General features: G+C 62.7%; 1 protein-coding gene. It reads right to left on the reverse strand.

The features are described 5' to 3' along the window. On the reverse strand, nt 1–1,436 hold a 1,436-nt coding region (locus GOB86_RS15425), incomplete at both ends, for a carbohydrate porin (RefSeq protein ID WP_165993539.1).

A 1,436-nucleotide genomic window follows, 5' to 3' on the forward strand; every position in this document is an offset into this window, starting at 1 on the left:
GCTATGCCGCCTGACGGGTTCCAGATATACTGGAAGTCCGGCTGCATGACCCACCACGGCATGACCTGCGCCTGATAGGTGACTTCCAGATGGTTTTCCGTCCCCTGCGGGTGGGAGCCTCCCGTGCGATCATAGTTGCGCAGGCCGTAGGTGGCGCGGCCAAGGCCCCAGCCCACGCCCACCGTATCGTTGTCACGCCCCTTGAAAGGGGCCTTGAGGTTCACACCCGCATCCACGGCAAAGCTGATCATGTTGCGATCGCCATTGTTGCCGGTGGCGCGTGCAAACACACCCACGGACCGGGCGGACTGGAGCGAGGGCCGCCAGAGCATCTGGTCCACAATGCCGTAAACCATCCAGTTGCCCCGATCCATGCGTGGCTCGCCACCATTGGCCCCAAGCGACTGGCCCGCCGTGTTGTAGCGGTAATCGGGGAAGCGCCCCGTGTCGTAAAAACCACCCAGCTTGTAAATACCGGGCAGGCCGGGGTCCTTGGTGACCTTGGACATGTCATCGGGCTGGGGGTTAATGGCGTATTGCAGTTCGGTCATGAGCAGCGCGCCCGTGCCCATGTTGAACTTTGTGCCCGAGGCATTGCCGTTGGCGTTCTGGTTGGTGGGATCGGCCGGGTTGCTCTGCCCGCCATTCTGGATACCAAAGGAATCGGACGTATTGCCCGGCGGGTTGTCATCGGCTGCGGCAAACATGACGGTAAACTGGTCCGTGGGCCGGTAGCGGATCCGCACGGCGGGGGAGGCCAGCGGCCATGACGGCCCACCCGCATACAGGTTGACCGATGGGGCCATGGGCCAGCCGAAGTTGGAGTTGAGGTAAAGGCTGCCGTAATCGCTGATCAGGAATTCGGTATCCAGATCCTGCTGCCCGATCTTGACGTCAAGCTTACCGCCAAGGAAGGACTGCTGGTACCACAGTTCGAACAGGCGGGTGGAGCGATCAGCCTCGAACCCGGAGACCGGGTTGTAAACGCCCAGATGGTCCTGCGAGATGGAGCGCCCGCGCAACTGGAGCGCGCTGATGTTGAACAGCCCGCCCTTGAGGCCGATCAGTTTTTCCAGGTCCACGGTCAGTGTTGGCATGGTCATGCCGTCATAGGCGGGGCCTGTGCCCGAGCCACTGGCGCCATCATTCCCCGATGCGCTGCCACCCGAGGTATTGCCCCACAGTTCGTCCACTTCCTGAATATCGAGTGTTATGCCGTGGCGGGCCATCCAGTCACGCGCCCCCCAGATGTTGCCCAGCAGGTGGTCGCTCAGATCGGGGTGGTCCTCATCATTTTTGGAGGCGGCGGCTTCTGCCGCGCGCATGCTGTCCCGCACCGTGGCAGGGTCTACTTCGGACACAAGCGGACCCGAATTGCCAAGGCGGCGGCGGTCCTGCTCCAACTGCGTCTCCGCATTCTGCGCTAGCGCCGCTGT

This window comes from Acetobacter lambici, assembly GCF_011516885.1.
GTDB lineage: Bacteria > Pseudomonadota > Alphaproteobacteria > Acetobacterales > Acetobacteraceae > Acetobacter > Acetobacter lambici.